Consider the following 24,437-nt stretch of genomic DNA (forward strand, 5'->3'; position numbering starts at 1 on the left):
ATGAAACAACACACACTGGGCCTGTGGCTCGGTGGGGTGATGTTCGGGCTAATCAGCTCCGCCGTACAGGCGGAGCCGTGGACGCTCGACCAAACCCTGACCGAAGCGCAACGCTATTCCGCGGAGTTATCTGCCAGCCGTAATGAAGCACAGGCGCTGGATGCTATGGCGGATTCCGCGACTCAACTACCCGACCCCAAACTGAAGTTTGGAATTGAAAACGTACCGGTGCAGGGGAACAACGACAGGCGTCTGACGCGTGAAGGCATGACCATGCAAAAAATTGGCATCATGCAGAGCTATGTCAGTTCCGAAAAACGCGAACGTAAAGCGCAAACCTTCCAGGCACAGGCGCGAGGCGTGCTGGCCAAAGGAGAGGCTATTCGCGCAGCGCTTCAGCGTGATACCGCCCAGGCCTGGCTCGAACTGGCGTTAACGCAGCAGGCGCTGAAAAAAGCGAAAGCGCTGGTCAGCGAAACCGGGCGTCAGCGTGGTGTGCAAAAGGCAAGCGTGGGGGCGGGCAGTTCCACGCCAGACAGCGTACTGGCGCTGCAAATGACTCTGAGCGCAATGCGCGATAAAGAGACGCTTGCTCAGCGTGATGTGCAACTGGCGCAAAGCCGTCTGTTTCAGCTGACGGGGCAAACTATCACCGATGTGAGCGGGCCTTTGCCGCGTTACCAGCGGCTTCCCGCCGATGAAAAAACGCTGGAGGAGGGAATAGTACAGCACCCGGAGGTGGAAGCCGCCCGCCGGGAGGCCGACACCGCGAAAGCCCGCTCCGCGCAATCGGCTATTGCCGCCATACCTGACGTGGATGTTGAGGTGTTCTACGCCCATCGCGCGGAGGGCTATGACGATATGGCTGGGGTGATGTTCAGCGTTGATTTGCCGATTTTCCAGTCCAAAAGGCAGGACAAAGATTATGCCGCGGATGTCTCCCGGTCGATGCAGGCGGTAGACCAGCTCACGCTGATTAAACGTGAGCATATCGCTCAGGTGCAGTCGCTGGTGGCGCAGTATCAGGCGGCACAAACCTTATGGCAGCGTCAGAGTGAGGAGATCCTCCCGTTACAGCGGCAACGGCTGGATGTGCTGACGGCGCAGTATCGTTCGGGACAGTCCGAACTGCCTGCGTTACTGGAAGCACGCCGTAGCGTGCTGGATACGGAGCTCGCGGCGAATCAGGCGGAGCGTGAGATGGCGCGTAACTGGGCGGCGATCCAATGGCTGATCCCACAGGAGCTGGCAAAATGAAAACAACGACCTTAACCGCAGTCGCGATTGCAGTGTTAGTGGCGGCCGGGGGCGGCTACTTTTTGGGGCAAAAGCAGTCTCATCAACCTGAGGCGCAGTCGCAACCCACTGAGCGTAAAGTACTTTACTGGTACGATCCCATGATGCCCGGCCAGCGTTTTGATAAGCCTGGAAAATCCCCCTTTATGGATATGCAGCTGGTAGCGCGATATGCCGATGAGGAAAAGGCAGCGGCTGGCGTTGGGATCAGCGCGCAGCAGCAACAAAATCTGGGCATGAAGACAACGAAAGCCCAGTTGCACCAGCTGAATGTCCCGTTCTCCGCTTTCGCCACGGTATCAACGGATGAACGGGGAGTGACCGTGGTTTCAGCGCCTGCTAACGGCGTGGTAAAACGGTTGTATGTCAACGCCCCGCAGCAGCAGGTGAAAGCCGGTGAAGCGCTGGCGCAGCTGTGGATCCCACAATGGACCACCGCACAACAGGAATATCTGGCGGTACGTCAGCTTGGCGATGCCGGGCTGACCCGCGCCGCACGTGAGCGACTGGCGCTGCAATTTATGCCAGAGGAGGTGATCCGGGCACTGGAACGAAGCGGCAAACCGCAAACCACGCTGACGCTTAGGGCGGCGAAAGCAGGATATGTCGTTAAGCTGGATGTGCGTGAAGGCGCGCAAATTACAGCCACAGCGCCGCTGTTTGAAATCGCCAGTCTTGATCCAGTGTGGCTAGTTATTGATTACCCGCAAACGCAGGCGCAGTCCCTGAGCGTGGGCACTGAAGTGGTTGCCACGACGCAGAGCTGGCCGGGTGAGCAATTCCACGGCACGGTCAGTGAGTTACTCCCGCAGATGGAAACCACCACGCGAACGCTGAAAGCGCGCATCGTGTTGAACAACGCCGGGCAGAAATTAAAACCCGGGATGTATCTCAACGTGTCGCGCGCCCAGACAGCAGAACGCCCGCCAGTACTTGCTGTACCTGAAGAAGCGGTCATCAACAGCGGGGAATCCACACGCCTGCTGCTGGCTACCGGGGACGGCTATTTCCGCCCGGTCAATGTCAAAACAGGGTTGACTGCCCAGGGCTGGACGGAGATTACGTCGGGCCTGAAAGAGGGTGATGACGTTGTCACCTCAGGGCAGTTCCTGATTGATTCAGAAGCGAATCTGCGCAGCGTGATGCCGGAGGTGACCCAATGATTGCCGCGGTGATTCGTGCTTCATTACGTAACCGGCTGCTGGTGATCCTGGCGGCACTGATTATGGCCGGGTGGGGCTGGTGGGCGGTGCAACGTGCGCCGCTGGATGCGCTTCCCGATCTTTCTGATGTGCAGGTTATTGTCAAAGCCAGCTATCCCGGCAAAGCGCCACAGGTGATAGAGGACCAGGTCACCTGGCCACTGACCACGTCGATGCTCTCTGTGCCGGGGGCTAAAACGGTGCGCGGCTTTTCCATGTTTGGTGATGCCTATGTCTACGTGCTGTTTGAAGATGGCACGGACTTGTACTGGGCTCGCTCCCGCGTGCTGGAGTATTTAAGCCAGGTGCAGTCGCAATTTCCGGCGGGAGTGAAAGTCTCGCTGGGGCCAGACGCCACCGGAGTAGGCTGGATTTACGAATACGCCCTTGTCGATCGCAGCGGAAAACACAGCCTGGCAGACCTGCGGGCCATTCAGGACTGGACGCTGAAGTTTGAACTTAAAACCGTGCCGAACGTGTCGGAAGTCGCCAGCATTGGTGGGATGGTGCGTCAGTATCAGATTATGGCCGATCCGGCCAGGATGCGTGCGCTGAACATTACGCACAGCCTGCTTTCCAGCGCAGTGCAGGCGGCCAACAAAGAGAGTGGCGGCGCATTGCTGGAAATGGGTGAGGCTGAGTATATGGTGCGCACCACCGGCTATTTGCGGTCGCTGGATGATTTTCTCAACGTGGTGATCGCCAGCCGGGACGGTGTGCCAGTGCTGCTAAAAGACGTCGCGACCATTGGTTTTGGCCCGGAAATTCGCCGGGGCGTGGCGGAGCTGAACGGTGAGGGAGAGGTTGCCGGTGGCGTGGTCGTGATGCGCTATGGGCAGAATGCGCTGGACACCATTCACGCGGTGAAAGCAAAGCTCAGTGAATTGCAGAAAACGTTGCCAGAAGGTGTGGAAATTGTCCCGGTCTATGACCGCTCAACCCTGATTGAAGAGTCGGTTAAGACGCTGACGCATAAGCTGCTGGAAGAATTTGCGGTCGTGGTGGTGGTGTGTGCACTGTTTTTATTCCATTTCCGTTCGGCGCTGGTGGCCATTGTCTCTCTGCCGCTGGGGATCCTGGGGGCATTTGTGGTGATGCACTATCAGGGGATCAACGCGAACATCATGTCGCTTGGCGGGATCGCTATTGCTATCGGGGCGATGGTCGACGCCGCGATTGTGATGATTGAAAACATGCACAAAGTGCTGGAGCAATGGCGGCATGATAACCCGGATAAAACGCCGTCGTCCGGGGATTACTGGCACCTGGCGGAGCGCGCCGCCGTGGAAGTTGGTCCGGCTCTGTTTTGCAGCCTGCTTATCATCACCTTGTCGTTCATCCCTGTGTTTTCGCTCGAGGCGCAGGAAGGGCGTATGTTTTCCCCGCTGGCGTTTACCAAAACCTGGTCAATGGCGGTGGCGGCAGGGCTTGGCATTACCCTGGTGCCGGTCCTGATGGGCTATTTTATTCGCGGGCAAATCCCTGATGAAAAAGCCAACCCCATCAACCGGGTGCTGATCCGCCTGTATGAACCTTTGCTGGATAAGGTGCTCTCTTTTCCGAAAACTACGCTGGTGCTGGCTTTTGCGCTTTTGGTGGCGACACTCTGGCCGTTAAGCCGCCTGGGAAGTGAGTTTATGCCACCTCTGGATGAAGGGGATTTGCTGTATATGCCATCCACGCTGCCAGGCATTTCCGCCCGCGAGGCTTCGCGGTTGTTGCAGCAAACAGACCGGCTGATTAAAAGCGTACCGGAAGTGGAAAGCGTATTTGGTAAGGCCGGAAGGGCAGAATCGGCAACCGATCCGGCGCCGCTTACCATGCTGGAAACGACTATCCACTTTAAACCGCGCGCTCAGTGGCGCCCGGGAATGACAACGCAAAAACTGGTCGAGGAGCTGGATAAAACGGTGTCCATCCCCGGCATTGCTAACGTGTGGGTGCCACCTATCCGTAACCGCCTGGATATGCTGGCCACAGGGATCAAAAGCCCGGTAGGCATTAAGGTGAACGGCAATAATATTGCGGATATCGAGCGGGTCGCCCAGCAGATTGAACAGGTGGTGAAGCAGGTGCCAGGCGTCACTTCAGCTTTGGCGGAACGCCTGGCGGGTGGGCGCTATGTGGATATTCGTATCGACAGGCAAAAGGCTGCGCGATACGGCGTGTCCGTCGATGAACTACAAAGCATGGTTTCTACCTTAGTAGGTGGCGATAACATTGGTGAGGTCATTCAGGGGCGCGAGCGTTATCCCATCAACCTGCGCTACCCACGAGACCTTCGTGATAATGTGGATAAACTGCGCGTCTTACCCGTGATCGCCGCGAACGGCAGCCAGATTGCGCTTGGCGAGCTGGCGGATATCGTGGTGACGGAAGGTCCGCCAATGTTGAAAAGTGAAAATGCGCGACTGTCTAACTGGATTTATGTCGACCTGCGCGGGCGAGATCTGAAGTCTGCGGTAGATGAAATGCAAAAGCGGGTGGCGGAGCAGGTTGTTTTACCGCAGGGCGTGTCTCTCTCCTGGTCCGGACAATTCGAATATCTTGAGCGGGCCACGGCGAAGCTAAAAATAGTCCTGCCAGTGACCCTCATGATTATATTTATACTGCTTTGGTTAACCTTTAAACGCGTTTCAGATGTCCTGATAATAATGGGGACATTACCGTTTGCACTTATTGGGGGCGTGTGGTTACTGTGGCTGCTTGAATATAATCTGTCGGTGGCGGGGGCGGTAGGATTTATCGCGCTTTCCGGTGTCGCGGCAGAATTTGGCGTAATAATGGTGCTCTATTTAAATCATGCGCTGGATAAGTACCGTCAGCGGGAACCTGACGGCGGAAGTGCAATGGTTATGCGTGCTATCCATGAAGGAGCCGTGCTTCGCGTTCGCCCGAAAGTGATGACTGTAGCCACCATCATGGCAGGGCTGCTGCCCATTATGTGGGGGGGCGGCAGCGGTTCGGAGGTGATGCAGCGCATCGCGGCGCCAATGATAGGTGGGATGGTGACTGCGCCATTGCTGTCAATGCTGGTTATTCCTGCGCTGTATAAATTGTTACATCGACGTTAAATATGCATCCTGTATGCGCTTATTCAGACATACAGGATGACGCAACTTAAGAATATTCCCAGAACGAGTGGTGTTAATTAGGAATAACGCTGATGTCGTTAAGTCATCATTCAACTATTCTATGGTAAACTTTGCCCCGAATACTAAGAATGGTAATTGCATTGTGATCGTACGAAATAAGTTTTACTTGATTTTATTGTTTATTTTTGGGCAGTTAACATTTTCTTCTGTTGCTATGGCAGAAGAAAGCGCGGCGGATAAAGGCTGGTTCTCAACTTTTACGGATAACGTCGCGCAAACCTGGAAGGAGCCAGAGCACTATGATCTGTATATTCCGGCAATAACGTGGCACGCGCGTTTTGCGTATGACAAAGAAAAGACTGATAAATACAACGAGCGCCCGTGGGGGGCTGGTTTTGGTCAGTCCCGCTGGGACGAAAAAGGGAACTGGCACGGCATCTACCTGATGGCCTTTAAAGATTCCTTTAACAAGTGGGAACCGATAGGTGGCTACGGTTGGGAGAAAACCTGGCGACCATTAGCAGACGATAACTTCCACGTGGGTCTGGGCTATACCGCAGGGGTTACCGCACGCGATAACTGGAAATACATTCCTATTCCGGTGATCTTGCCGCTGGCGTCCATTGGCTATGGTCCGGCAACGTTCCAGATGACGTATATTCCAGGGACTTACAACAACGGTAACGTTTACTTCGCGTGGATGCGTTTTCAGTTTTAACTGAAAAAACTTTACGTGATGGCGAAAAAACGTACTGCCTTTGAATCATAAAGGATAAAAATCCGTCAGTGAAAATTAACGCGACTTTTGTCACTTTTTATCAAAGATCCGCTGGACAAAACGTCCCACAATTGTTGTACTGATACCCGACACAGCATTTGTGTCGTTTTTTAATGTAAAGGTAATTTTGATGTCTAAGATTAAAGGTAACGTTAAGTGGTTTAATGAGTCCAAAGGATTCGGTTTCATTACTCCAGAAGATGGCAGCAAAGACGTGTTCGTACACTTCTCTGCAATCCAGACTAATGGTTTCAAAACCCTGGCTGAAGGTCAGCGCGTTGAGTTTGAAATCACTAACGGTGCCAAAGGCCCTTCTGCTGCTAACGTAATCGCTCTGTAATTCAGACGCGTCAGCAAGAATTTCAAAACCCGCTCATTGAGCGGGTTTTTTTCGTTTTAAATCAGCCAAGAAAATAAATTTTCAGAAAGCTGGCGATGATCAGCACGCTCAGCAACACCATTCCTGCGCTCATCAAACTGTCTTTCATTCCGTCACCCTCGTTCAGTATTGCAACCAGAGTGACAGAGAAAAGTTAAGCCAACATTAACGCTCCTGAAGTTATTGAGGGCTGGCGGAGGAAAATAACCAAAATGCGATTGCCGTCATCGCAAATGAACCCAGCATGTTGACCGCAATGTTGGTCAATGCCCAGGTGAATCGCCCTTCCTGGAACAGGAACACCACCTCAGCGGAGAAGGTAGAGAATGTTGTCAGGCCGCCACAGAAACCGGTGGTGATCAAAACCTTCCACATCGGGTCGATATTCGTCATTCGGTTGAACCAGGCCAGCCCCATACCAATGATAAATGCGCCAATCAGGTTAGCGGCAAGCGTACCCATAGGGATTGCCTGATGCAGCGGATTAAACCGCATACTTAAGAACCACCGCGCAACGCTTCCTGTACCACCACCGATAAAAACGGCTAAAAGTAGTTGTAACACGCTAAATACCTGCTATTTGATGTGTAAGAGCATCGAGTTTAACGCTGATGATGAGTGAGGGACAAATATGTATGTTGCGGTAGGGCAGTTTGCGGTAACGCCGCGCTGGGAAGAGAATGCGCAAAAATGCGTGGCCCTGATGGCTCAGGCGCGGCAGAAGGGGGCATCGTTGCTGGTGCTGCCTGAAGCGCTGCTGGCACGTGATGATAACGACCCGGATATGTCGGTGAAATCAGCCCAGCCGCTGGATGGCGGTTTTTTGCAGCTGTTGCTTCATGAAAGCGCCGGTAATCAACTGACCACGGTGCTGACTATCCATGTTCCGTCTTCGCCGGGAAGGGCAGTGAACACCCTTGTAGCGATTCGTGACGGTGCGATTATCGCAAGCTACGCTAAATTACATCTCTACGATGCATTCAGTATTCAGGAGTCACGCCTGGTTGACCCTGGCGATGTCATGTCGCCATTGATTAACATCAGCGGCCTGAACATCGGGTTGATGACCTGCTACGATTTACGTTTTCCTGAGATGGCATTGAGCCTGGCTCTTAAAGGGGCTGATGTGTTGGTATTGCCTGCTGCGTGGGTTAAAGGCCCGCTTAAAGAGCACCACTGGGCAACGCTGCTTGCCGCCCGTGCGCTCGACACCACATGTTACATAGTGGCTGCCGGAGAGTGTGGGAATAAGAATATTGGCCAGAGCCGGGTTGTTGATCCGCTGGGGGTAACGGTCGCCGCGGCTGCGGAAGTACCGACTTTGCTGATGACCGAGATATTTTCAGCCCGAATAGCTCTTGCGCGCCAGCAATTACCTGTTCTGCAAAATCGCCGGTTTGCGCCACCGCAATTATTCTGATGTTTTTTTCAACAGTGCTTGATTCACCTTGTTACAGATTGCTATTGTGTGCGCGCGTCAAATGACCGTTAATAAGATCAGGTTTTTTGGCGCTGAATGCAGCCTGTTTTATGTAAAGAAGGTATCTATGGGTGAGATTAGTATTACCAAACTGCTGGTGGTTGCCGCACTGGTCGTCCTGCTGTTTGGTACCAAGAAGTTACGCACGCTGGGTGGTGACCTGGGTGCAGCAATTAAAGGCTTCAAGAAAGCGATGAATGACGATGATGCGGCTGCGAAGAAAAGCGCCGAGGATGACGTCCCTGCAGAGAAGCTTTCTCACAAAGAGTAAGAGCAATGCCTGAGGGCTTGCGAAAAAAAACCGGCTCAATGGCCGGTTTTTTTATGACGTAACTGTAAGTAAATATTTCTATATTATTTAACTTCTTCGCCTTTCGCCTGCATATCAGCGTGGTATGACGAGCGAACAAACGGGCCGCAGGCTGCATGGGTAAAGCCCATTGCCATTGCTTCGGCTTTCATTTCATCGAACTCATCCGGGCTAACATAACGCTGCACTGGCAGGTGATGGCGGCTAGGTTGCAGATACTGGCCCAGCGTCAGCATGGTAACGCCATGACGGCGCAGATCGCGCATAACTTCAATGATCTCGGCATTGGTTTCACCGAGGCCAACCATCAGGCCTGACTTGGTCGGGATATGCGGGTGCGCTTCTTTAAAACGCTCCAGCAGCTTCAGGGACCAGTTGTAATCTGCACCAGGGCGAACCTGACGGTAGATACGCGGTACGTTTTCCAGGTTGTGGTTGAACACATCCGGCGGCGTTGCGGTCAGGATATCCAGCGCGCGATCCATACGTCCACGGAAGTCTGGTACCAGCGTTTCGATTTTAATGTTTGGACTTTTCTCACGGATAGCAGTGATACAGTCAGCAAAGTGCTGAGCACCGCCATCACGCAGATCGTCACGGTCAACAGAGGTAATGACCACATAGCGCAGCGCCATGTCAGCAATCGTCTGAGCCAGTTTTTGCGGTTCGTTAGCGTCAGGCGCAACAGGGCGGCCATGTGCTACGTCGCAGAACGGACAGCGGCGGGTACAAATTGCCCCCAGGATCATAAAGGTCGCTGTGCCGTGGTTGAAACATTCAGCAAGGTTGGGGCAAGAGGCTTCTTCACAGACAGAGTGAAGGCCATTTTTACGCATCGCCGCTTTGATCCCCTGGATACGCGAAGAGTCTGCCGGAAGTTTGATTTTCATCCATTCCGGTTTTCTTAACAGCGCTTCGCGCTCTGTAGCCACGTTTTTAACCGGGATAAGGGCCATTTTATCGGCATCGCGGTATTTAACACCGCGTTCCATCACAATGGGTTTACTCATAGCGTGCGTGTTCCAGTTGCGAATATCGAAGGAAAGCGTTTCAATTCAAGGGAATGTTGTATTTATCAACTATTTTTGAACGAACGACAGGCAGTATATCATTGAAACGGTCGATAAAGCAGCCTGCCAGGTCGCCAAATTGTAAAATAGTTGTTGTTTTGTGCCTTTTGCCCCGCACCTGGCAGGGGCTTGTACTGAATGGGGTTGTCAGAAGGCCTGACGGATGACGTTAATGACAGTCTCGAGTACCGGATCGCGCAGGCTGAGTTTGTTGTAATGCAGAGAAATTTCAACAGATTCAGTGTTCAGCTGCGGTAAGGTGATGCTCTCCAGCGGCCAGCATTTGCACAGCAGGGAGAACAGTCGGGCAGGCATAACGCAAAGCATATCGCTACTGCTAATCAGTGACGCCATCGTAAACATATTGTAACTGCTGAAGCTCACCTGACGTTCCGGGAAAATCTCGTCTAAGCGCTGACGCAGAACGTTCATGCTTTGCCCTTCGGTCATGAACGATGAATGCTCATAGCCGCGTAAGTTCTCCAGCGTCAGGGGGTGGCTGAGCACCGGGTGATGCTGGCGACACACCAGCGTCAGGCTGTCAGCATAGAGGACATTCTGCCCCAGTGCTCTGGCGTTAAAATTATTGCTATCGATAATCAGGTCGGTCTGGAATTGCGAGAGCTGAATTTCAGGCTCACTGACGGGAACATTACGCAGCAGTAGCTGTGGTGCGTGTTGTTTCACCGCCTGATAGATGATGGGCATGACCAGAACGCCAACAGAAGGGGACGTACCGATGGTAATCGTTCTCTGCTTATCGTAGCTTCCGGTCAGGTCCAGCGCGCCCAGAATCGATTCCAGCCCCTGGCTGATGTACTCATGCAGGTGGGTCGCATAGGCTGTAGGCGTCACACCCTGGCCTTTACGGATAAATAAGGGATCGGGAAATATAGCGCGCAATTTCTGAATTGACTGGCTAATTGCAGAGGGCGTGAGATTAAGAATTTTCGCAGCGTTAACGATACCCTTGTGGACATATACTGCCTCAAAAATAGTCAGTAAATTGAGATCAATATTACGTAATGTCCGAAAAATTTGCGGTTTATCTTCACTACCGGGTTCATTCAGGCGTTTTGCTGGTAAATTATTATACTCCACGCTTTCACTCCGTATTCATTCACAATATGAATGATAGTTGAAATTATTTATTATGCCTGTAGAGATTCGTAAAGTGTTTTGTAGGCGCCACTTGTTTTTCAAAAACAAACAGTTGTGTGATTATCACGGAAGCTACATGAGCCTCTCAATCAGCTCTGGCTGTGGGCTAAATAATTTATAGCGCTAATATGCGGGCGCGTTCAGGCGCTTCGAAAATATAGAATCTGCGGATTATTGTAAAGCGTAAAAGCGGGAAATAAGTGATGGCTCGTCAAATAATCAAGCCATCATGTATGATATATTAAGCAGGGATATATTCGTGAGGTGGATTGTTAAGTAGTGCTAACAAGTTGTTCAACAGCACCGGTCGAATAATATCAGGTGTGGCTGTATCGACCCACTGACGCATTTGCGTCATTTCCATTCCGGCATATCCACATGGGTTGATGCGTAAGAACGGTGCGAGATCCATATTAATATTTAACGCCAGTCCGTGGAACGAGCAGCCCTTACGGATCCGCAGACCCAGCGAGCAGATCTTCATTTCTCCAACGTATACGCCTGGCGCATCAGCCCGGGGATGGGCATCTATGCCATATTCCGCCAGTGTGTTCACCACGGTTTGTTCCAGCAGTGTGACCAGTTCACGTACGCCAAGTTTTCTGCGTTTCAGGTTCAGCAGGACATACATTACCTGCTGGCCCGGACCGTGATAGGTGACTTGTCCACCGCGATCGCTCTGAATAACCGGAATGTCTCCAGTCGTCAGTAGATGTTCTGCTTTGCCAGCCTGCCCCTGAGTAAACACCGGCAGATGTTCCACCAGCCAGATTTCATCAGGTGTGGTTTCATCGCGAGAATCGGTGAAATCATGCATGGCCTGGGAGACAGGCTCGTAAGGTTGCAGCCCGAGTTGGCGGACAAGAATTTTATCCTGGTACAAAACTGTGTCTCCGAAGACAAGGGAGAAAAGGTGAGGGGATTATATCACAGCGAGGAGAGGGGTTACCCGGCAAACCGGGTAACCGCAGAGGGACTACAGCACCATACGAACAATTTCGATATTGCCGAGCTCTTCGTACAGCGTCTCAACCTGCTCAATGTGCGTGGCAGTGATGGTAATAGAAACCGAGTGGTAGTTGCCCTTGCTGCTTGGTTTTACTGACGGAGAGTAGTCGCCCGGCGCATGGCGCTGTACCACTTCAACCACCTGATCAACCAGCTCAGGTTTCGCCAGACCCATTACTTTGTAAGTAAATGAGGTAGGGAATTCAAGCAGTTCGTTAAGTTTGGTTTTCATGTCAGCTCCGGCGTAACGTCAAAAAATAATAACTCCCACGTCAGGTGGGAGTTATCAGGATAATTAGTATATGGGGATCAAAATCACACTTTCAAGTGTTCAATTTTTATCCAAACCAGTGATGGAACATCAATTTAATGTAATCAATGATTTTGCCGAAGAAATTGCCTTCAGGAATTTCTTGCAACACCACCAGTGGGCGCTGATCGATGGTTTTGCCATCCAGTTGGAAGTTAATGGTGCCCACAACCTGGTTTTTCTGAAGCGGAGCATGGAGCTCAGTGCTGTTCAGCACGTAGCTGGCTTTCAGATCCTTCATGCGGCCGCGTGGAATGGTCAGATACAGATCTTTGTCCACGCCCAGGGAGGCACGATCGTTGTCACCAAACCAGACAGGCTCAGAAGCAAATTCTTTACCTGCTTTCAGTGGGTTCACGGTTTCGAAGAAACGGAAGCCCCAGGTCAGCAGTTTTTTGCTTTCGGTTTCACGACCTTTAAAGGTGCGGCCACCCATAACGGCAGAAATCAGGCGCATCTGGCCTTCAGTGGCAGAGGCAACCAGGTTATAACCCGCTTTATCGGTGTGACCGGTCTTGATGCCGTCTACGTTCAGGCTGTTGTCCCACAGCAGACCGTTACGGTTGGTCTGGCGGATACCGTTGAAGGTAAACTCTTTTTCTTTATAGATGGAGTATTCGTTAGGCACGTCGCGGATCAGCGCCTGACCAATCAGCGCCATATCACGCGCGGAGCTGTACTGGCCATCAGCATCCAGGCCGTGAACGGTCTGGAAGTGGCTGTTTTTCAGGCCCAGAGCGGTCACGTAGCTGTTCATCAGGCCAACAAACGCATCCTGGCTACCGGCAGCAAAGTCGGCCATTGCCACGCAGGCATCGTTACCGGATTGCAGGTTGATACCACGGATCAGCTGAGATACAGGAACCTGCATTCCAGGTTTCAGGAACATCAGCGATGAACCTTTGAACACCGGGTTACCGGTCGCCCAGGCATCGTTACCGATGGTCACCAGATCGCTTTCTTTGAACTTACCGGCTTTCATTGCCTGGCCGATAACGTAGCTGGTCATCATTTTGGTCAGACTGGCCGGATCGCGGCGGGCGTCGGCATTCTGTTCTGCCAGAACTTTGCCAGAGTTGTAATCGATCAGGATGTAGGATTCCGCGTCGATTTGCGGAACGCCAGGGATCATGGTCTTGATATTCAGGTCATCGGCGTGAGCGGCAGAGAGTGCAGCTGCGCAAAGGGCCGTGGTCAGCGCCATGCGCTGCACAAAACGAGCAGAAAAAGTGGTCTTCATGGTCAGAACTACGACATCCGTGATGGAATTAAAAAAAGTGCCTTACTATAGCAAATGCTATACAGGCAGGCATCCGACTTTCAGTGCGAGTTTGTGAATGTTAGTTACACAAACCGACAATTCGGATACCGCCGATGAGTTATTTCGCAACAGCGATAAACGATTGCAATTGCGCTTCGCTTTGCAGGCGTTGTTGCAGGGCGGACGCCTGAGATTTGCTGGCAAACGGCCCCATCTGGATACGCCAGACTGCGCCATTTTGCTCAACGCGTCCTGGCACGCTGAATTGCTGACTCAAACGCTGTTGATACTGTTTTGCACGCGCCTGGTCACTTACTGCACCTACCTGTACGACAAAACCACCGCTGGCAGCCGCTGGTGCAGCGACTTCCGCGCTCTGGGTTGCCACTGGCGCTGTCACCGCAGCGGGTTGTGTTACCGGCGCAGCAACAACGGGCGCAGGCGTTGGCTCGCTCCCTTCCAGTACACCTGCCGCTAAGGTTGTCGGTGCACCGAGAAAGCCGCTGCTCTTCACTGGCGCGCCAGTGCTGTCATCGCTCTGCAAGGTATCATTGCTGATTGCACGGACTTCACCTTGAGGTGCAGCAGGTTCAGCCGGAGAGGATGCGCCACCCATACCACCGCTTAAGTCCGGGCGTGAAGGAAGGGCATAGGTCTGCTTGGCAACGGTTGTACAGGCTGTACCCGGGCCAGACAGCGTACCATCCTGCGCCACGATGATTGGATCGATACGCACTTTGGTGTTGTTCGACGTGTTCAGACGGTCAGCGGCAGCACGTGACAGTGAAATCACTCGGTCGTTACCGTAAGGACCACGATCGTTGATGCGCACGACGATCATACGACCATTCGCCAGGTTTGTGATACGGGCATAGCTTGGGATCGGCAGCGTCGGGTGTGCTGCGGTGATCTGCGCGGGATCGAACGTTTCGCCCGATGCCGTCAGGTTGCTACCTGGCTCTGCATCGTAGATGGCGGCAAAACCGGCCTGGCTAAAGCGCGACGGGTCTTGCACAATTTTGTAGCTCTTGCCATCGCGCTGATAATCCTGGTTTGCCGTTGCGTTCAGCGGTTCATAACTCGGATCGGCGCCGCTGATTTCAACAATCGGCCCATTACAGACCGCAGGCTGCGGCGGCGCGACGGTCGCCTGCTGCTGACCATCATCACTTGAACAGGCTGCAAGCAAACTTGCTGCGATGCAGATACCCAGCCACTGCTTACGCATTGCGATCCCCTTATTTTTATACGCTTTTGGACAACATTTTTCTGTGGGTATGGATCGACATCACGATACCAAACCCGGCCATCAACACGATCAGTGCCGAGCCTCCGTAACTGACCAGCGGCAGCGGTACGCCTACAACCGGCAGAATACCACTCACCATACCAATATTTACGAAGACATAAACGAATAAAATCAACATCAACCCGCCGGCCATCACGCGGCCGAACGTGGTTTGTGCGCGTGCCGCAATCCAGAGCCCGCGCATGATAAGCAGCACGTAGAGCGCCAGCAGGATTAAGATGCCAACCAGCCCCAGCTCTTCGGCCAGTACCGCAAAGATAAAGTCGGTGTGGCGCTCTGGTAAGAATTCAAGCTGTGATTGCGTACCATGGAGCCAGCCTTTACCGCGCAGACCGCCGGAACCAATCGCAATCTTCGACTGAATAATATGATAGCCCGCACCCAGCGGATCGGTTTCCGGGTCGAGAAGCATCATCACACGCTGGCGCTGGTAATCATGCATCAGGAAGAACCAGAGGATCGGGATGAAGGCGGCAATCAGCACAACCGCGATACCAATCAAACGCCAGCTCAGCCCCGAGAGGAACAGCACAAACAGACCGGACAGCGCGATAAGAATCGAGGTACCGAGGTCAGGCTGTGCGGCAACCAGTAAGGTTGGCAGGAAAATCAGCACCAGCGCGATGGCGGTGTTTTTCAATGAAGGCGGGCAGACGTCGCGGTTGATAAAGCGCGCCACCATCAGAGGCACGGCGATTTTCGCTATCTCTGACGGCTGGAAGCGGACTATGCCCAGATCCAGCCAGCGCTGCGCACCTTTGGAAATCGCACCGAAGGCATCTACCGCCACCAGCAGGACAATACAGAAAATATACAGATAAGGCGCCCAGCCTTCATAGACGCGCGGCGGGATTTGCGCCATCACGACCATAATCACCAGACCCATTGCGATCTGGCCGATTTTGCGTTCCATCATGCCGATGTCCTGGCCGCTGGCGCTCCAGATAACCAGGGCGCTATAGACCAGCAGAGCCAGCAGGATCAGCAGCATGGCAGGGTCGATGTGGATTTTATCCCACAGCGATTTTTTATTTGGATTATCCGTCATGATTATTGGTCCTCCGCCGCAGCGGATGCCGGGTTTTCAGTCGGCAATTCAGTGTTGTTGTCGCCCAGCATAATGTGGTCGAGGATTTGGCGCATGATCGTACCAACAGCCGGGCCAGCGCCGCCGTTCTCCAGGATCATCGCCACCGCAACCTGCGGGTTATCATAGGGGGCAAACGCCGTCATGAGCTTGTGGTCACGCAGACGCTCAGCAATTCGGTGCGCGTTATAGGTTTCGTTCGCCTTCAGGCCAAATACCTGCGCGGTACCGGATTTAGCAGCCACTTTATACGGTGCACCGGCGAAGTATTTATGGGCCGTACCGTTCGGACGGTTGGCTACGCCGTACATACCGTCTTTCGCGATTTCCCAGAAACCAGAGTGAATATCCCCAACCGGCGTTTCATGTGGCTGGTTCCACGGCACTTTCTTACCGTCTTCCACCGTGCTCATAAGCAGGTGTGGCACTTTTACTACGCCATCGTTGATGAGGATCATCATCGCTTTGTTCATCTGCAACGGCGTTGCCGTCCAGTAGCCCTGGCCGATACCCACAGGAATGGTATCACCCTGATACCACGGCTTTTTAAAGCGCTTCAGCTTCCACTCACGGGTTGGCATGTTGCCAGAGCGCTCTTCCGACAGGTCAACACCGGTGTAATGTCCGTAGCCGAACTTACTCATCCACAGTGACAGGCGGTCAATACCCATGTCATAGGCGACCTGGTAGAAGAAAGTATCCGCCGATTCTTCCAGTGATTTCGTGACGTTCAGATGACCGTGGCCCCATTTTTTCCAGTCACGGTAGCGTTTATCGGAACCCGGCAACTGCCACCAGCCAGGGTCAAACAGGCTGGTATTACGGTTAATGACACCTGCGCTCAGAGCCGAAACAGCCACATACGGTTTAACCGTTGAGGCCGGAGGGTAAACCCCCTGGGTCGCACGGTTGACCAACGGTGTATTCGGGTCGTTCAGCAGGCCAGAGTAGTCTTTGCTGGAGATCCCATCGACAAACAGGTTCGGGTCGTAGCTTGGCATCGACACCATCGCCAGGATGCCGCCACTGCGAGGGTCGGTCACGACAACCGCGGCACGGCTGCCTGCCAGCAGGGTTTCGATATATTGTTGCAGTTTCAGATCGAGCGTCAGGTAAACGTCGTGTCCCGCCTGCGGAGGCACTTCTTTCAGTTGGCGGATCACGCGTCCACGGTTATTGACTTCAACTTCTTCATAACCGGTCTGGCCGTGCAGGACGTCTTCGTAATAGCGCTCGATCCCCAGCTTACCGATATCGTGCGTTGCGGCGTAGTTCGCCAGCTTGCCGTCTTTATCGAGTCTGTCGACGTCTTTATCGTTAATTTTGGATACGTAGCCAATAACGTGCGTCAGAGCCGAACCGAAAGGGTAGAAGCGGCGTTTATAGCCTTTAACTTCAACACCGGGGAAGCGATACTGGTTTACCGCAAAACGCGCAACCTGGACTTCCGTCAGGTTCGTTTTTACCGGAATGGAGGTGAAACGGTGTGAACGCGCGCGCTCTTTTTTGAACGCTGCGATATCGTCATCGTTAAGGTCGACAACGCTTTTTAGCGCATCCAGCGTATCCTGCACATTGTCCACTTTCTCAGGCATCATCTCGATTTGGTAGATGGTGCGGTTAAGTGCAAGTGGCGTGCCGTTACGATCGTAAATAATGCCGCGGCTTGGGGCGATGGGTACCAGTTTGATACGGTTTTCGTTGGAACGCGTCTGGTAATCGGTAAAGCGGACAATTTGCAGATTATAAAGGTTGGCGATCAGCACGCCGGTAAGCAGCAAAATCCCCGTAAAGGCGACCAGCGCCCGGCGCACAAACAGCGCGGACTCAGCCGTATAGTCGCGAAAAGAATTCTGTAGTTTCATCCGCTGCTTAATCTACCCTGGTCAGTCACTACTCGCGGTGATATGGGTGGTTGGTAGTAATGCTCCACGCGCGATACAAGCTTTCTGCCACCAGTACCCGAACAAGCGGGTGGGGGAGAGTCAGCGCGGAGAGAGACCAACTTTGTTCTGCTGCCGCTTTACAGGCAGGGGATAACCCTTCTGGCCCGCCAATCAACAGACTGACGTCACGACCATCCTGCTTCCAGCGCTCCAGCTCATGCGCCAGTTGCGGCGTATCCCAGGGTTTACCTGGAATATCGAGGGTGACGATGCGGTTTTTGCCTGCGGCAGCCAGCATCAACTCTCCCTCTTTCTCGAGAATACGTTTGATATCTGCGTTCTTGCCGCGCTTTCCTGCTGGGATCTCCACCAGTTCGAACGGCATATCTTTCGGGAAACGACGCAGATATTCAGTAAAACCCGTTTGTACCCAGTCTGGCATTTTTGTGCCGACGGCTACTAGCTGCAACTTCACGCATTAACCCCAGAGTTTTTCCAGCTCATACAGGCGACGGCTCTCTTCCTGTAAAACATGGACAATAACATCGCCGAGATCGACAACAACCCAGTCAGCGGTGGCTTCGCCTTCAACACCAAGCGGCAAAAGGCCCGCCATACGCGATTCCTGAACCACATGGTTGGCAATTGACACCACATGGCGAGTCGATGTACCGGTGCAAATGATCATGCAATCGGTGATGCTGGATTTACCCTTAACGTCGATAGCGATGATGTCCTGACCTTTCAGGTCATCAATTTTGTCGATAACAAAATCCTGGAGTGCTTTACCCTGCAAGTTTTCCCCCTGGGTGAATGAGATTGTGCAACTATGAATTCGTGGCCAGACAGTATACCTGAACTGACGCCAGTGTCGGGACAAATGTCACCGGCCTGGCTTTTGAAGGCGGGTATCATCCCACCCTCCGCCTGAGATTGCATCGCCATTTTTGTAAAACAATTTCTGTAAAGCAATGATCGGCGGGAAAGTCTGGCAGCGGAGAATATCAGCATGGTCAGGCCTGTCAAGGCAGGATAGCGAATAACAGGCTTTTTCCTGCATCATGCTTATTCTTCGGTACTTTTCTGATACAGCCCGTGCTGGTGAATATATGCCAGCACAGCCGTTGGCAGCAGGTCATCACAGGCGAGCCCTTGTTGCAGGCGTTCGCGAATAATGGTGGCTGAAATATCAAACCAGGGTGTTTCTGCCAGATAAATCTTCCCGGCAGGCTGATTATGGAGATCTTCTACATTGTCTGTCAGGTGCGCTTCCAGCCACTGCTGATGTTGTTCTTCCCGCATGGTCAGCGGATAACCCGGACGGCGGCAAACCAGCAAATGACTGTTTTCCAGAATGGTTTCGTACTTATGCCAACTGGGGAAATTGAGCAGAGAATCCTGGCCAATAATAAACGCCAGCGGCTGTTGCGGCCCTTTTTCGGCGCGCCATTCCTGCAACGTCTGGGATGTCCAGGATGGCGTGTCGCGGCGCAATTCCCGCTCATCAAGCGTAAACAGCGGTTTATCCGCTATCGCCAGCGCCAGCATTTCTTTGCGCTGTTCGCTTGTGGCTTCCGGCTGAGGACGATGTGGCGGAACGTTATTTGGCATGACTATCACACGCTGCAAGCCTATCTGATTCGCCAGTATTTCCACCGGTTTCAGATGCCCGTAATGAACCGGGTCGAAGGTGCCGCCATACAGTGCCTGAAGAGAATGCATATTATCCATCGATAAAAACGTCTGCCAGCGCCTTGTGGCAAAGCAGCAGAGAAAGACTTTCCAGCTCAGCCCAGACCGACTGACCATAATCCTGTTTTAGCGTCAGCTCGGCGCGCATCAGCAATTGTATGGCCTGGCGAAGCTGTTCATGACTCAGGCGGTTTAATGCCTCGGTGGTCATGGCGCGGCGGTTTTGCCACACGCGGTGCTTGTCGAACAGGGAACGCAGCGGCGTGTGCGCAGACTGACGTTTCAGGTTGGTCAGCAGTAACAGCTCGCGCTGAACCGTCCGCAGCAGGATAACCGGCTCACTGCCTTCAAGACGCAGTTGCTGCAAAATATGCAGGGCGCGTTTACTCTTCGCCGACATCAGGGCATCTACCCAGTGGAAAGGGGTAAAGTGCGCAGCATCATTCACCGCCTGCTCAACGCGCGGCAGCGTCAGTTTGCCATCGGGCCACAGCAAGGAAAGTCTGTCCAGCGCCTGCGCCAGTGCCAGCAGGTTACCCTCGTAGCAGTAGCAAAGCAGCTGATTGGCTGCATCATCCAGCTGGAGATTGTGCTGTTTTGCCCGCGCGGCAACCCATTTCGGCAGATGTGCCTGTTCGGGTGTCTGACAGGTGATCAGTACGGAGTGCGCCGCGAGTTGGGTAAACCATGCCGCGTTTTCCTGGGCTTTGGTCAGCTTATTGCCGCGCACAATCAGCAACAGATCGCTGTGCAACAGACTAACAAGTGTTGCCAGTTGTTCATTGATGGCCGCGTTAGGACCATTGTCCGGCAGCAGGATTTGAATCGTCTGTCGCGATGCGAACAGGCTCATCGCCTGGCAAAGCGAGAAGAGGGCATTCCAGTCTGTGTTGTTATCAAGCTGGAAGGTGTGGTGTTCATCAAAGCCCTGCGCCGCCGCAGCCTGTTTGACGGCATCAAGACTTTCCTGAAGCAATAACGGATCGTTTCCGAGCAGCAGATAAGCCGCGCGCAGCCCTTCATTGAGCTGCGCGCGGAGTTGTTCAGGATACAACCTGATCATCAGTTACCCATCGAGGTAGAAACCGGCAGCGCATTGGCATCCGGTTTATCGATGATATCAGCACCTTCTTTAGAAGTTGCCTCAATGCTAGGCAGTTTACGGATCAGCTGTTCTGCTGCTTTGTCGTACATTTCGTTAATGATAATTTGCTGCTCGGCGTCTTTGGCCAGCGCAGTTTGTGGGTTATCAAAGAACGAACGGTAGACCTTCGTGCTGATTGGATAAATGTCTTTACCCGGGATCAGTACAGCAGCGTTAACCGACATCACCATCTGGTACTCAGCGGTACGGCCGTCCTGGAAGATAGACGCCGTGTCTTTGCTCAGGGTCATACCCAGAACACGCAGAGACGGTACATCCTGGCGCAGCGTTCCTTTCTCGATAAGCTCAACACCGTTCAGGCGCAGCTGGCTGCGAATTGCCCGGCTAAGCGGACCGTTCGGATCACCGGAATCGAAGATCATCGTTTTCATCTGGGCAGGCACTGCCGTGGTATTGCGCAGGTGCCAGCCACAACCAGCGGTGACAAGCACCGCCAGAGATAAGAGTATTGTTGCCAGTTGTCGCACGTTTCCTCCCGCGCTTAGCCAACGACCAGATTCAGCAGTTTACCTGGTACGTAGATAACCTTACGTACGGTAACGCCCTCAAGATACTTCGCAACCAGATGTTCCTGACCCGCGCGCTCGCGAACCTGTTCTTCGGTCGCATCAACAGCCACGGTAATTTTACCGCGTACTTTGCCGTTTACCTGCACCACCACAAGCGTGGTGTTTTCCACCATGGCTGATTCGTCAGCAACCGGCCATGGCGCGTTGTCGATATCGCCTTCGCCTTTCAGTTCATGCCACAGCGTGAAGCTTGCGTGTGGTGTGAACGGGTTCAGCATCCGCACAACGGCCAGCAGCGCTTCACGCATTAACGCGCGATCCTGCTCGCCTTCCTGTGGTGCTTTCGCCAGCTTGTTCATCAGTTCCATAATAGCCGCAATTGCGGTGTTGAAGGTCTGACGACGACCAATATCATCGGTCACTTTGGCAATAGTTTTATGAACATCACGACGCAGTGCCTGCTGATCTTCTGACAGTGCTGCCGCGTTCAGCGCAGGTGCATCACCCTGAGAGGTGTGCTCGTAAACCAGTTTCCAGACACGTTTCAGGAAGCGGTTAGCGCCTTCTACGCCAGATTCCTGCCACTCCAGCGTCATGTCAGCCGGGGAAGCAAACATCATAAACAGACGCACGGTATCAGCGCCATAACGCTCTACCATTTCCTGCGGATCGATGCCGTTGTTTTTGGACTTGGACATCTTGCTCATGCCGGTATACACCAGTTCATGACCTTCGCCGTCTTTGGCCTTCACAATGCGGCCTTTCTCGTCACGCTCAACAATCGCGTCTTTCGGAGAAACCCAGTTACGCTCGCCGTTCACGCCAACATAGTAGAAGGCATCTGCCAATACCATGCCCTGACACAGCAGCTGTTTTGCTGGCTCATCAGAGTTCACCAGGCCCGCATCACGCATCAGCTTATGGAAGAAGCGGAAGTAGAGCAGGTGCATGATCGCGTGTTCAATACCACCGATGTAGATGTCAACCGGCAGCCAGTAGTTAGCGGCTTTCGAGTCCAGCATCCCGTCCTGATACTGCGGGCAGGTGTAGCGCGCGTAATACCAGGAAGATTCCATGAAGGTGTCAAAGGTGTCGGTTTCACGCAGCGCAGGCTGGCCGTTCACGGTGGTTTTCGCCCACTCAGGATCGGCTTTGATCGGGCTGGTGATACCGTCCATGACCACATCTTCTGGCAGGATAACCGGCAGTTGATCTTCTGGTGTTGGCAGCACAGTGCCATCTTCCAGAGTGACCATAGGAATTGGTGCACCCCAGTAACGCTGACGGGAAACGCCCCAGTCGCGCAGACGGAAGTTCACTTTGCGCTCGCCAACACCTTTCGCTGCCAGTTTGTCGGCAATGGCGTTGAAGCCTTCTTCAAAGCTCAGACCGCTGAATTCACCAGAGTTAAACAGGGTGCCTTTTTCGGTCAGTGCCTGTTCAGACAGGTCAGGTTCAGAACCGTCAGCCGCCAGAATGACAGGCTTGATGGCCAGACCATATTTGGATGCAAACTCGTAGTCGCGCTGATCGTGGCCCGGAACGGCCATCACTGCACCTGTGCCGTACTCCATCAGAACGAAGTTTGCCGCCCAGACCGGAATCGCTTCGCCAGTCAGTGGGTGAATCGCTTTAAAGCCGGTATCAACGCCTTTTTTCTCCATCGTCGCCATGTCGGCTTCGGCCACTTTGGTTGTGCGGCATTCGTCGATGAAGGTAGCCAGTACCGGGTTATTTTCGGCAGCTTTCTGCGCCAGAGGGTGACCTGCGGCAACCGCCAGGTAGGTCGCGCCCATGAAGGTGTCCGGGCGAGTGGTGTAGACGGTCAGCGTTTGATCGTAGTTTTCAACGTTGAAGGTGATTTCCACGCCTTCAGAACGGCCGATCCAGTTACGCTGCATGGTTTTAACGGTATCAGGCCAGTGATCCAGATTATCCAGATCATTCAGCAGCTCATCAGCGTAAGCGGTGATTTTGATAAACCACTGTGGGATCTCTTTACGCTCAACTTTGGTGTCACAACGCCAGCAGCAGCCATCAATAACCTGTTCGTTCGCCAGAACGGTCTGGTCGTTCGGGCACCAGTTAACGGCAGAGGTCTTCTTGTACACCAGGCCTTTTTTGTACAGCTCGGTGAAGAATTTTTGCTCCCAGCGGTAGTATTCCGGGGTGCAGGTGGCCAGCTCGCGGCTCCAGTCGTAACCAAAGCCCAGCATTTTGAGCTGGTTTTTCATGTAGGCGATGTTGTCGTAGGTCCACGGCGCTGGCGCAGTGTTGTTTTTGACCGCGGCGCCTTCAGCAGGCAGGCCGAATGCATCCCAGCCGATAGGTTGCAGAACGTTTTTGCCCAACATGCGCTGGTAGCGTGCAATCACATCACCGATGGTGTAGTTACGCACGTGGCCCATGTGTAGTCGACCAGAAGGATAGGGAAGCATCGACAGGCAGTAATACTTCTCTTTGCTCTCGTCTTCGGTGACTTCAAAAGTGCGCTTCTCGTCCCAGTGTTGCTGGACTTTAGATTCTATCTCTTCCGGGCGGTATTGCTCTTGCATGGCAGCCAGTGGTCCTGTTTTCAATACAGCTACAAATGTAGCCAATGGATGTGGTATTTCAGATCCGCATAGCATAGCCCAAACATCCGCGTCAAAACAGCCTTTCACGCAAATGCGCTTTGCAGGAATTTACCGGGTCTGTGCTGCACCTGGCAAAGCGGCGATGAAATAAGGTCTACTATTAGAGATAGTTACTTACCCGGGAGGCAAAATGATGAACAAGGTTGCTCAATTTTACCGCGAACTGGTCGCCACACTCACGGAACGCCTGCGTAATGGTGAAAGAGATATTGACGCGCTGGTTGAACAGGCGCGAGTAAGAGTGATGCAAACGGGTGAGTTAACGCGAACGGAAGTGGATGAGGTAACACGTGCTGTGCGGCGCGATCTGGAAGAGTTTGCGCGCAGTTACGAAGAGAGTCAGGACGAAATCACCGACAGCGTTTTTATGCGCGTGATTAAAGAGAGCCTGTGGCAAGAGCTGGTCGATATCACCGACAAAACCCAGCTGGAGTGGCGCGAGGTGTTTCAGGATCTCAACCATCATGGTGTGTACCACAGTGGTGAAGTGGTGGGGCTGGGAAATCTGGTGTGTGAGAAGTGCCATCACCACATTGCGGTTTATACGCCTGATGTGCTGCCGCGTTGCCCAAAATGCGGGCACGATCAGTTCCAGCGCCGGCCGTTTGAGCCCTAGGTAATAGCAAACGGCAACACAGTTGCCGTTTTTAGTATTTGCTCCCTTTACCTGTGGGTTGAGGGAGTTCCAGTCATTTTTGTCCTTATTCAGCGATGACATTACACCATTGAAATACAAGACTTACCGCGGTGCCATGGTCCGGCCGAAAATCGCCGAAGCGTTTCCTGTAGGCCGGGGCGAGGCG

Annotated in this window: 23 protein-coding genes; 8 read left to right on the top strand and 15 right to left on the bottom strand. The window is 53.2% G+C overall.

The genetic code is table 11. From position 1 onward, the window contains the following. The 5 genes from M987_RS11640 (at position 1) to cspE (ending at position 6,711) form a co-directional block, all read left to right on the top strand. Positions 1-1,257 (top strand): TolC family protein, encoded by a 1,257-nt coding sequence (locus tag M987_RS11640; RefSeq protein WP_014069313.1) that lies wholly within the window; start codon positions 1-3, stop codon positions 1,255-1,257. Further along, positions 1,254-2,459 (top strand): efflux RND transporter periplasmic adaptor subunit, encoded by a 1,206-nt coding sequence (locus M987_RS11645; RefSeq protein ID WP_014069314.1) that lies wholly within the window; start codon positions 1,254-1,256, stop codon positions 2,457-2,459. The genes M987_RS11640 and M987_RS11645 overlap by 4 nt, the downstream gene beginning before the upstream one ends. Then, positions 2,456-5,572 carry an efflux RND transporter permease subunit gene (locus M987_RS11650; RefSeq protein WP_014069315.1) on the top strand — a complete coding sequence of 1,039 codons (3,117 nt, stop codon included), beginning with the start codon at positions 2,456-2,458 and terminating at the stop codon, positions 5,570-5,572. Before M987_RS11645 ends, M987_RS11650 begins: the two co-directional genes overlap by 4 nt. Positions 5,573-5,693: 121 nt before the next feature. Further along, positions 5,694-6,311, top strand: a complete 618-nt coding sequence (pagP, locus tag M987_RS11655; protein ID WP_014069316.1) for a lipid IV(A) palmitoyltransferase PagP — start codon at positions 5,694-5,696, stop codon at positions 6,309-6,311. 190 nt (positions 6,312-6,501) lie between these two features. Beyond that, the gene (gene cspE / locus M987_RS11660; protein WP_000034825.1) at positions 6,502-6,711 is read left to right on the top strand and encodes a transcription antiterminator/RNA stability regulator CspE; all 210 of its coding nucleotides are present in this window, start codon (positions 6,502-6,504) and stop codon (positions 6,709-6,711) included. 219 nt (positions 6,712-6,930) lie between these two features. On the opposite strand, the gene crcB is transcribed toward cspE, so the two are convergent. Beyond that, positions 6,931-7,314 carry a fluoride efflux transporter CrcB gene (gene crcB / locus M987_RS11665; RefSeq protein WP_014069318.1) on the bottom strand — a complete coding sequence of 128 codons (384 nt, stop codon included), beginning with the start codon at positions 7,312-7,314 and terminating at the stop codon, positions 6,931-6,933. 67 nt (positions 7,315-7,381) lie between these two features. On the opposite strand from crcB, the gene M987_RS11670 reads away from it, so the two are divergent. Beyond that, positions 7,382-8,170 (top strand): deaminated glutathione amidase, encoded by a 789-nt coding sequence (locus M987_RS11670; RefSeq protein WP_014069319.1) that lies wholly within the window; start codon positions 7,382-7,384, stop codon positions 8,168-8,170. Positions 8,171-8,297: 127 nt separating this feature from the next. Beyond that, positions 8,298-8,501: a twin-arginine translocase subunit TatE gene (gene tatE, locus M987_RS11675; protein WP_014069320.1), complete on the top strand. Its 204-nt coding sequence runs from the start codon at positions 8,298-8,300 to the stop codon at positions 8,499-8,501. Positions 8,502-8,584: 83 nt separating this feature from the next. On the opposite strand, the gene lipA is transcribed toward tatE, so the two are convergent. From lipA to leuS, 14 genes are all read right to left on the bottom strand, one after another. Next, on the bottom strand, positions 8,585-9,550 hold the full coding sequence (gene lipA, locus M987_RS11680) for a lipoyl synthase (RefSeq protein ID WP_006809637.1): 966 nt from the start codon (positions 9,548-9,550) through the stop codon (positions 8,585-8,587). A gap of 207 nt (positions 9,551-9,757) precedes the next feature. Continuing rightward, positions 9,758-10,711 carry a YbeF family transcriptional regulator gene (locus M987_RS11685; RefSeq protein WP_014069321.1) on the bottom strand — a complete coding sequence of 318 codons (954 nt, stop codon included), beginning with the start codon at positions 10,709-10,711 and terminating at the stop codon, positions 9,758-9,760. A gap of 301 nt (positions 10,712-11,012) precedes the next feature. Then, entirely contained in the window at positions 11,013-11,654 is a 642-nt protein-coding gene (gene lipB / locus M987_RS11690; protein ID WP_014069322.1) for a lipoyl(octanoyl) transferase LipB, read from the bottom strand. Between the two features lie 93 nt (positions 11,655-11,747). Then, the gene (gene ybeD, locus M987_RS11695) at positions 11,748-12,011 is read right to left on the bottom strand and encodes a DUF493 family protein YbeD (RefSeq protein WP_006177135.1); all 264 of its coding nucleotides are present in this window, start codon (positions 12,009-12,011) and stop codon (positions 11,748-11,750) included. Positions 12,012-12,117: 106 nt separating this feature from the next. Next, entirely contained in the window at positions 12,118-13,329 is a 1,212-nt protein-coding gene (dacA, locus tag M987_RS11700) for a D-alanyl-D-alanine carboxypeptidase DacA (RefSeq protein ID WP_014069323.1), read from the bottom strand. 139 nt (positions 13,330-13,468) lie between these two features. Next, the gene (gene rlpA, locus M987_RS11705; RefSeq protein WP_014069324.1) at positions 13,469-14,578 is read right to left on the bottom strand and encodes an endolytic peptidoglycan transglycosylase RlpA; all 1,110 of its coding nucleotides are present in this window, start codon (positions 14,576-14,578) and stop codon (positions 13,469-13,471) included. A gap of 16 nt (positions 14,579-14,594) precedes the next feature. Next, entirely contained in the window at positions 14,595-15,707 is a 1,113-nt protein-coding gene (mrdB, locus tag M987_RS11710; RefSeq protein ID WP_014069325.1) for a peptidoglycan glycosyltransferase MrdB, read from the bottom strand. 2 nt (positions 15,708-15,709) lie between these two features. Beyond that, complete coding sequence (mrdA, locus tag M987_RS11715) at positions 15,710-17,611, bottom strand: peptidoglycan DD-transpeptidase MrdA (RefSeq protein WP_014069326.1); 1,902 nt, start codon at positions 17,609-17,611, stop codon at positions 15,710-15,712. A gap of 28 nt (positions 17,612-17,639) precedes the next feature. Beyond that, positions 17,640-18,107 (bottom strand): 23S rRNA (pseudouridine(1915)-N(3))-methyltransferase RlmH, encoded by a 468-nt coding sequence (rlmH, locus tag M987_RS11720; RefSeq protein ID WP_014069327.1) that lies wholly within the window; start codon positions 18,105-18,107, stop codon positions 17,640-17,642. 3 nt (positions 18,108-18,110) lie between these two features. Continuing rightward, a complete protein-coding gene (gene rsfS / locus M987_RS11725; protein WP_014069328.1) occupies positions 18,111-18,428 on the bottom strand; it encodes a ribosome silencing factor in 318 nt (105 codons plus the stop codon). A gap of 269 nt (positions 18,429-18,697) precedes the next feature. Then, on the bottom strand, positions 18,698-19,363 hold the full coding sequence (gene nadD / locus M987_RS11735; protein ID WP_014069329.1) for a nicotinate-nucleotide adenylyltransferase: 666 nt from the start codon (positions 19,361-19,363) through the stop codon (positions 18,698-18,700). Beyond that, a complete protein-coding gene (gene holA / locus M987_RS11740) occupies positions 19,356-20,387 on the bottom strand; it encodes a DNA polymerase III subunit delta (RefSeq protein ID WP_014069330.1) in 1,032 nt (343 codons plus the stop codon). Before holA ends, nadD begins: the two co-directional genes overlap by 8 nt. Further along, on the bottom strand, positions 20,387-20,956 hold the full coding sequence (gene lptE / locus M987_RS11745; RefSeq protein ID WP_014069331.1) for an LPS assembly lipoprotein LptE: 570 nt from the start codon (positions 20,954-20,956) through the stop codon (positions 20,387-20,389). The genes holA and lptE overlap by 1 nt, the downstream gene beginning before the upstream one ends. Before the next feature lie 14 nt (positions 20,957-20,970). Beyond that, on the bottom strand, positions 20,971-23,553 hold the full coding sequence (gene leuS / locus M987_RS11750) for a leucine--tRNA ligase (protein WP_041162015.1): 2,583 nt from the start codon (positions 23,551-23,553) through the stop codon (positions 20,971-20,973). Between the two features lie 214 nt (positions 23,554-23,767). Between leuS and M987_RS11755 the strand changes: the two genes are divergently transcribed. Then, a complete protein-coding gene (locus M987_RS11755; RefSeq protein ID WP_041162199.1) occupies positions 23,768-24,250 on the top strand; it encodes a zinc ribbon-containing protein in 483 nt (160 codons plus the stop codon). The last annotated feature ends 187 nt before the right edge of the window (positions 24,251-24,437 follow it).

This window comes from Enterobacter soli ATCC BAA-2102 (assembly GCF_001654845.1).
GTDB lineage: Bacteria > Pseudomonadota > Gammaproteobacteria > Enterobacterales > Enterobacteriaceae > Enterobacter > Enterobacter soli.

What these genes read in the sequence shown, in the direction of transcription:
- M987_RS11640 (WP_014069313.1), top strand. Translation starts at nt 1, where the DNA reads ATGAAACAACACACACTGGGCCTGTGGCTCGGTGGGGTGATGTTCGGG.
- M987_RS11645 (WP_014069314.1), top strand. Translation starts at nt 1,254, where the DNA reads ATGAAAACAACGACCTTAACCGCAGTCGCGATTGCAGTGTTAGTGGCG.
- M987_RS11650 (WP_014069315.1), top strand. Translation starts at nt 2,456, where the DNA reads ATGATTGCCGCGGTGATTCGTGCTTCATTACGTAACCGGCTGCTGGTG.
- pagP (WP_014069316.1), top strand. Translation starts at nt 5,694, where the DNA reads ATGGTAAACTTTGCCCCGAATACTAAGAATGGTAATTGCATTGTGATC.
- cspE (WP_000034825.1), top strand. Translation starts at nt 6,502, where the DNA reads ATGTCTAAGATTAAAGGTAACGTTAAGTGGTTTAATGAGTCCAAAGGA.
- M987_RS11670 (WP_014069319.1), top strand. Translation starts at nt 7,382, where the DNA reads ATGTATGTTGCGGTAGGGCAGTTTGCGGTAACGCCGCGCTGGGAAGAG.
- tatE (WP_014069320.1), top strand. Translation starts at nt 8,298, where the DNA reads ATGGGTGAGATTAGTATTACCAAACTGCTGGTGGTTGCCGCACTGGTC.
- lipA (WP_006809637.1), bottom strand. Translation starts at nt 9,550, where the DNA reads ATGAGTAAACCCATTGTGATGGAACGCGGTGTTAAATACCGCGATGCC.
- ybeD (WP_006177135.1), bottom strand. Translation starts at nt 12,011, where the DNA reads ATGAAAACCAAACTTAACGAACTGCTTGAATTCCCTACCTCATTTACT.
- dacA (WP_014069323.1), bottom strand. Translation starts at nt 13,329, where the DNA reads ATGAAGACCACTTTTTCTGCTCGTTTTGTGCAGCGCATGGCGCTGACC.
- rlpA (WP_014069324.1), bottom strand. Translation starts at nt 14,578, where the DNA reads ATGCGTAAGCAGTGGCTGGGTATCTGCATCGCAGCAAGTTTGCTTGCA.
- mrdB (WP_014069325.1), bottom strand. Translation starts at nt 15,707, where the DNA reads ATGACGGATAATCCAAATAAAAAATCGCTGTGGGATAAAATCCACATC.
- mrdA (WP_014069326.1), bottom strand. Translation starts at nt 17,611, where the DNA reads ATGAAACTACAGAATTCTTTTCGCGACTATACGGCTGAGTCCGCGCTG.
- nadD (WP_014069329.1), bottom strand. Translation starts at nt 19,363, where the DNA reads ATGGATAATATGCATTCTCTTCAGGCACTGTATGGCGGCACCTTCGAC.
- holA (WP_014069330.1), bottom strand. Translation starts at nt 20,387, where the DNA reads ATGATCAGGTTGTATCCTGAACAACTCCGCGCGCAGCTCAATGAAGGG.
- leuS (WP_041162015.1), bottom strand. Translation starts at nt 23,553, where the DNA reads ATGCAAGAGCAATACCGCCCGGAAGAGATAGAATCTAAAGTCCAGCAA.
- M987_RS11755 (WP_041162199.1), top strand. Translation starts at nt 23,768, where the DNA reads ATGAACAAGGTTGCTCAATTTTACCGCGAACTGGTCGCCACACTCACG.